Annotated in this window: 7 protein-coding genes; 3 read left to right on the plus strand and 4 right to left on the minus strand. The window is 76.8% G+C overall.

Annotated features, from left to right (window positions below; genetic code table 11):
* A partial coding sequence (locus AB0L40_RS26140) for a Na+/H+ antiporter NhaA (RefSeq protein ID WP_364361466.1) occupies positions 1-460 on the plus strand: 460 nt, incomplete at its 5' end.
* A gap of 235 nt (positions 461-695) precedes the next feature.
* Here the strand turns inward: AB0L40_RS26140 and AB0L40_RS26145 are convergent.
* The gene (locus AB0L40_RS26145; RefSeq protein WP_364361468.1) at positions 696-1,307 is read right to left on the minus strand and encodes a DUF6629 family protein; all 612 of its coding nucleotides are present in this window, start codon (positions 1,305-1,307) and stop codon (positions 696-698) included.
* Complete coding sequence (locus tag AB0L40_RS26150; RefSeq protein WP_364361470.1) at positions 1,283-1,759, minus strand: helix-turn-helix domain-containing protein; 477 nt, start codon at positions 1,757-1,759, stop codon at positions 1,283-1,285. The genes AB0L40_RS26145 and AB0L40_RS26150 overlap by 25 nt, the downstream gene beginning before the upstream one ends.
* Before the next feature lie 57 nt (positions 1,760-1,816).
* Here AB0L40_RS26150 and AB0L40_RS26155 point away from each other — a divergent pair, with 57 nt between their 5' ends.
* Both AB0L40_RS26155 and AB0L40_RS26160 read left to right on the plus strand, forming a co-directional pair.
* The gene (locus AB0L40_RS26155; protein WP_364361472.1) at positions 1,817-3,409 is read left to right on the plus strand and encodes an MFS transporter; all 1,593 of its coding nucleotides are present in this window, start codon (positions 1,817-1,819) and stop codon (positions 3,407-3,409) included.
* A 5-nt stretch (positions 3,410-3,414) separates the two neighbouring features.
* Complete coding sequence (locus tag AB0L40_RS26160) at positions 3,415-3,816, plus strand: PaaI family thioesterase (RefSeq protein WP_364361478.1); 402 nt, start codon at positions 3,415-3,417, stop codon at positions 3,814-3,816.
* A 43-nt stretch (positions 3,817-3,859) separates the two neighbouring features.
* Here AB0L40_RS26160 and AB0L40_RS26165 read toward each other — a convergent pair whose 3' ends face one another.
* Together AB0L40_RS26165 and AB0L40_RS26170 are read right to left on the minus strand one after the other, a co-directional pair.
* Positions 3,860-4,072 (minus strand): dodecin, encoded by a 213-nt coding sequence (locus AB0L40_RS26165; RefSeq protein ID WP_364361474.1) that lies wholly within the window; start codon positions 4,070-4,072, stop codon positions 3,860-3,862.
* 54 nt (positions 4,073-4,126) lie between these two features.
* A partial coding sequence (locus AB0L40_RS26170; protein WP_364361476.1) for an FUSC family protein occupies positions 4,127-5,446 on the minus strand: 1,320 nt, incomplete at its 5' end.

Raw genomic sequence — 5,446 nt, forward strand, 5'->3', positions numbered from 1 at the left:
GCCCGCGCGAGCCGCACCTGCGCTCGCGCCCTCTCCGAACGCGCGCTTCCAGGCTCGGCTGCACCCGTGGACGAGCGTCGTCGTGGTGCCGCTGTTCGCCCTCGCCAACGCCGGCGTGCCGCTCGGCGGCGACGCGCTGCACCGCGCCCTGACGTCGCCCGTCACCCTCGGCGTGATCGGCGGGCTGCTGCTCGGCAAGGCGCTCGGGATCGGGCTGGTCACGCTCCTCGCGGTCCGGCGGGGGATCGGGCCGCTGCCCCGCGGCATGACGCCCGGCCACCTGCCGGGCGCGGCGACGCTCGCGGGCATCGGCTTCACGGTCTCGTTGTTCGTCGCGGAGCTCGCCTTCGACGACGAGGCCCTGCGCGACGAGGCGAAGATCGGCGTGCTCGTGGCCTCGGCGATCGCGGCGGTCGTCGGGTCGGCGCTGTTGGCGCGGCGCGCGACGCGCGGCCGCTGATCGGGCGCGGTCCCGCCGCGGCTCCTCCCGTGGGTCCCGCCGCGGCTCCTCCCGTGGGTCCCGCCGCGGAGCGAGGTGGGGGCCGCCGGGACGTGAGGGCGCGCTCGCGAGGCTGCCCGCCCGAGAGCGACCCTGCGGGACCGTCCGCGTCGCGCAGCGGTGCTCCTGCCGTCGAGCGTGCGATTCGCCGTCCTCAGGAGGGAGCAGCGCACTCTCGGCGGCCCGGACGTGCTCCTCAAGCCACCGCCCCGGCGCCCCCGGCGCCCCCGGCGCCCCCGGCGCCCCCGGCGTCTCGCGGCCGAGCGCGTCCCTCGGCCGCGACCCCGGGTGCCTCCGGCGGGCCGCGTCGCTCGCGCCGGAAGTAGATGAGGATCAGGACGCTCATCACCGCCGCGTAGAGGCACCAGACCGAGGTGAACTCCTCCTCCTGCATCGTCGAGGCGAACAGCAGGCCGACGACGTTGACGACGCCGAACCAGCGGAGGTGACGGCGGCTGGAGAGCAGCGCCGGGGCACAGACCGCGAGGACGTAGGCCGTGGCGCTGGGGATCGCGTACGGGGTGTGGGTCGTGTAGGCGACGCAGTGGGCGCGCTCCTCCGCGACGACCGGCCACCGGGTCACCTGCCAGAGCAGGAACAGGCCCGTCAGCAGGCCGAGCAGCGCGAACGGCCAGATCAGGAGGCGGCGGCGCCGGTCGGGCTCCAGCAGTGCGAAGCCGAGCGGGACGAGCATCGGCAGGATCGCCTGCGCGTAGATCACGTAGGCGTCGCGGGCGGTGTCCCCGACGCCCGCCGAGAGCGCGGCACCCGCGAGTCCCCGCGTCAGCGCGCCGCGTGCTCCCGCCACCGCACGCCCGGTCCCGGGCGGCGCTCGATCTCGTCCAGCCCGACGTCGTGGCCCTCGGCGCAGACGAGGGTGGCGTGGACCCGGGCGCCGCAGCCCGCGTGCTCGGTGAGGATCGGCGCGCCCTCGTCCCCGGCGAGGTAGCGGTCGCCCCACTGGCGCAGCGCCACGATCACGGGGTAGAGGTCGCGGCCCTTGTCGGTCAGGACGTACTCGGTGCGCTCGCGCTGGCCGGGCTCGCGGTACGGGCGGCGCTCGAGCAGGCCCTCGGTGACCATCCCGTCCAGCCGGGCGGCCAGGACCGAGCGCGACACGCCGAGGTGGTCCTGGATGTCGGAGAACCGGCGCAGCCCGTAGAAGGCCTCGCGCAGGACGAGCAGCACCCACGGCTGCCCGACGATCTCGAGGGAGCGAGCGACGGAGCACGTCGCGGAGTCGAAGTCGCGGAGGTCCACGCCGTCGATCGTAGCTGAGTTCGCGCTGAGAACCCAACCGCGCTATCGTGCGGCGGCATGCACGGTCCCTCTGGCGAACCCAGCACCGCCGGCGCTCCGGGGGATCCCGGCCCCGTGGCCGGTCCGGGAGCCGCCTCGTCGGGGCTCGGTTCGGGTCTCGGTTCCGCCGTCGCGCCGCCGGTGCGCGGGCCCGCCGGGTCCGCGTCCGGCCCCGCGGAGTCCGCATCCGTCCCCGGCCCGGCTTCCCGCACCACCCTGCGCGTCGCCGGTGCCGCGACGGCGCTCGTCCTCGTCGCCTTCACGATGCCGCTGGGGATGCTGGCCACGATCGTGCCCGACCTGCACGCCGGCGACGTCGGACGGACCTGGATCCTCTCCTCGATGTCGGTCGGGCTCGCGGGGGCGCTGCTCGTCGCCGGCAGCCTCGCCGACGACCTCGGCCGGCGCCGGATCTTCCTCGCGGGCCTGGCGGTCTTCGGGGCCGGGGCGATCGTCGCGGCGGTCGCGCCGAGCGTGCTCGTCCTCAGCCTCGCCCGCGCGCTGCAGGGACTCGGCGGCGCCGCCCTCCTGGCGTCGTCGCTCAGCCTGATCGCCCACGCGTTCCCGCCGGGCCCGACCCGCGTCCACGCGACCGGCGTCTGGGGCGCGATGCTCGGGGTCGGGATCGCGGCCGGACCGCTGGCGGGCTCGCTGATCGCCGACGCCGCGGACTGGCGGGTCGCCTACGTCGCGCTCGGCGTCCTGTCGTTCGCGGCGCTCGTCCCCGGCAGCCGCGGGCTCGAGGAGTCCCGCGCGCCCGAGCGTCGGCCGATCGACGCCGTCGGGGCCGCGCTGCTCGGCGGCGGCCTGACCGCGCTGACGGCCGCGGTGGTCCAGGGCAACGCGGCGGGCTGGGGCGACGCCGTGCCGGTCGTCGCGTTCGTGCTGACCGTGGTCCTGCTCGGGGCGTTCGCGGTCCGGGAGCTGCGCTCGTCCGCGCCGCTGTTCGACGTGCGGCTGCTCGCCCGCGCGGGCTTCACGGGCGCGCTGATCGGCTCGTTCGCGCTCGGGGTCGCCGTCCTGGCGTTCATGAGCTACGTCATGACCTGGATGCACCTGGCGCTCGGCGCGTCGGTGGTCGGCGCGGCGCTGTGGGGCCTGCCGTGGTCGGTCGTCGCGTTCGCGGTCTCGATGCGCGCGCGGGTCCTCGGGCGCTTCCTGACGCCGCGCGCGCAGACGGCGATCGGTCTGCTCGTCTGCGCGATCGGGCTGATGGCGATGCGCGGGCTCGGCGCGGACTCCGGCCCCGCGCACCTGGCGCCCGGGCTCGCGATCCTCGGCGTCGGCACCGGGCTCCTGAACGCCGCGCTGGCCCAAGCGGCCGTGTCCGTGGTGCCGCCGTCGCGCAGCGGGATGGGCGCGGGGGCCAACAACACCGCCCGCTACCTCGGGGCCGCGCTCGGCGTCCCGCTCGTCGTCTCGCTGCTGCAGACCGGCACCGCGGACAGGCTCGGCCTCGGCCAGAGCGCCCCGGCCGCCGCGACGGGGGCGATGAACGCGCTGCTGCTCGTCGTCGCCGCGATCGCGCTCGGGGGTGCGATCCTCGTCCTCGTCCTCCTGCGGCCCGCCCGGGACCGCGTCTCCACCACGACCGAGAAGGCCCTCGCATGAGCTCCCTGCCCGACCTGTCCCTGGCCGCCGCCGCCCCGTTCCTCAAGGGCGCGGGCTTCGAGACCACCGCGATCAGCGGGACCGAGGTCACCGGGCACATCGACGCCGGCACCGACCACCACACGCCGTGGGGCGTGGTCCACGGCGGCGTCTACGCGTCCGCGGTGGAGTCGGCGTGCAGCATCGGCGCGTCGGCGGCGGTGCAGGACGACGGGATGTACGCGGTCGGGCTCTCGAACCACACGGACTTCGTGCGCGCCCACGTCGAGGGCCGGCTGGACGTCCGCGCCCGGGCGATCCACCAGGGGCGGACCGGGCAGCTCTGGCAGTGCGACCTGACGCGGGCGGACGGCAAGCTCGTCGCGCAGGGGCGCGTCCGGCTGCAGAACGTGCCGGCCAAGGGCTGACCCGGGCGTCCGGGGCCCGGCCGGACGGCCGGGCGCGGGGGCGCTACTCGGCCGTGACCTGGTGCCCGACGTCGAGCGTGACCTGGAAGTGCTCCACGGTCCCGTCGGTGACGTGCCCGCGGACCGACGTGACCTCGAACCACTCGACGTCCTTCTCCGCCGCGCTGGTGGCGACGATCGCCTTGCGGATCGCGTCGTCGATGCCCTCGGTGGAGCTGCCGGTGACCTTGATCGTGCGGTAGACGTTGTCGGACATCAGGAACCTCGTGGATCGGAGTGGCGGCGCGCCGTCCGGCGGCCCGCCCGACGTCTACCCCGGGTCCCCGAAGGGCGAACCCGCGACGGGGGCGACGGGGGTCCCGTCCAGCAGCTGCTCCCGCAGCCGCGTGATGGTCGCGGACGCGTACGGGAGGCCGGGGAGCTCCGGGAACGGGCCGGGATCCGTGACGTCGCGCTCCCCGGCGACCCGCCGGGCCAGGGCGTCCAACCCGGCGCGGAGTCGCGCCTCGCCGTCGGTCCCCAGCGGCGGCCGGTCCGCGTCCGCCGGGATCGTCAGCGACAGGCGCGCGAGCCGCTCGATCGTGGCGGTGATCGGCCAGCGGGCGTCGTCGCGCGGATCCCGCCGGAGGATGTCGCCGATCGCCTCGTCCTCGGCGTCGCGCAGCAGGAGGATCGCGTCGTGGACCCGCCGCCGACCGGCCAGCAGGTCGTGACGGGCGGTGCCCGGCCGGACCGCGTCCAGGAGCACGGCCGCGACGGCGCGGACGGCCTCCGCCTGGGCGACGGGGAGGGGGCCACGGCCTCCCCGGGGGCGGGAGGCGAGCAGCACGACGGTGGCGACGACGACGCCGACCACCGTGTCGAGCAGGCGATTGTCGAGCAGGCCCCCGACCGCCCGGCCGGCCCCCGAGAGGCTGATGAGCAGCAGGATGAGGGGGGTGATCGCGGTGACGGCGAGCGCGTACGACGCCAGCAGCGCGAGCTCGAACACGAGGAGGAAGGCGGCGATCAGCGCGACCTGGACGCCGTCCGACGGGTCGAGCGCCAGCACCGCCCCCGCGACGATCACGCCCGCGAGGGTCCCGACGACGCGGTGCACCGCCCGCCGGCGGGCGACGGACAACGAGGAGCCCTGGAGGATCGCCGCGGCCGTGACCGCGACCCACGAGGGGTGGTCCAGGCCCAGCACGTGACCGACCAGGAGGCCGCCGAGCACCGCGCCACCGAGACGCCAGGCGGTGCGCAGGTGCGGGGAGCCCCGGCGCACCGACCACGACAGCGGAGGGCGCCACCGCGGGTCCGCGTGCGCCGGTGCGTCGTCGTCGCCCGCGTCGTCGGCGGAGGGCGACGCCCACGCCGCCGCGGTGCTCGCCAGCGCCTGCGCCAGCAGCGGGCCGGCCGGGTGGTCCGGGAGCGGGGGCGGCGGGGACGTGACCGCGCCGTCCTGCGCCAGCAGCCGGACGGTCCAGGCCGGGTCCAGCGGGGGTGCGGCCTCCACCTCGAGCGTGAGCGCCGCCTCGAGCACGAGCTCGGCGGCCAGCACGCGTCGCGACCACGCGGGACCGGCCGCCCGGTCGGTGGCGTCCAGCGCTCGCCGGACCGCGACGATCGCGTCGTGGCCCGCCGCGGT

Source organism: Patulibacter sp. NPDC049589 (assembly GCF_040675535.1).
GTDB lineage: Bacteria > Actinomycetota > Thermoleophilia > Solirubrobacterales > Solirubrobacteraceae > Patulibacter.

Bases quoted from the DNA above. Each gene is read 5' to 3' on its own strand.
- AB0L40_RS26155 (WP_364361472.1), top strand. From the start codon at position 1,817: ATGCACGGTCCCTCTGGCGAACCCAGCACCGCCGGCGCTCCGGGGGAT.
- AB0L40_RS26165 (WP_364361474.1), bottom strand. From the start codon at position 4,072: ATGTCCGACAACGTCTACCGCACGATCAAGGTCACCGGCAGCTCCACC.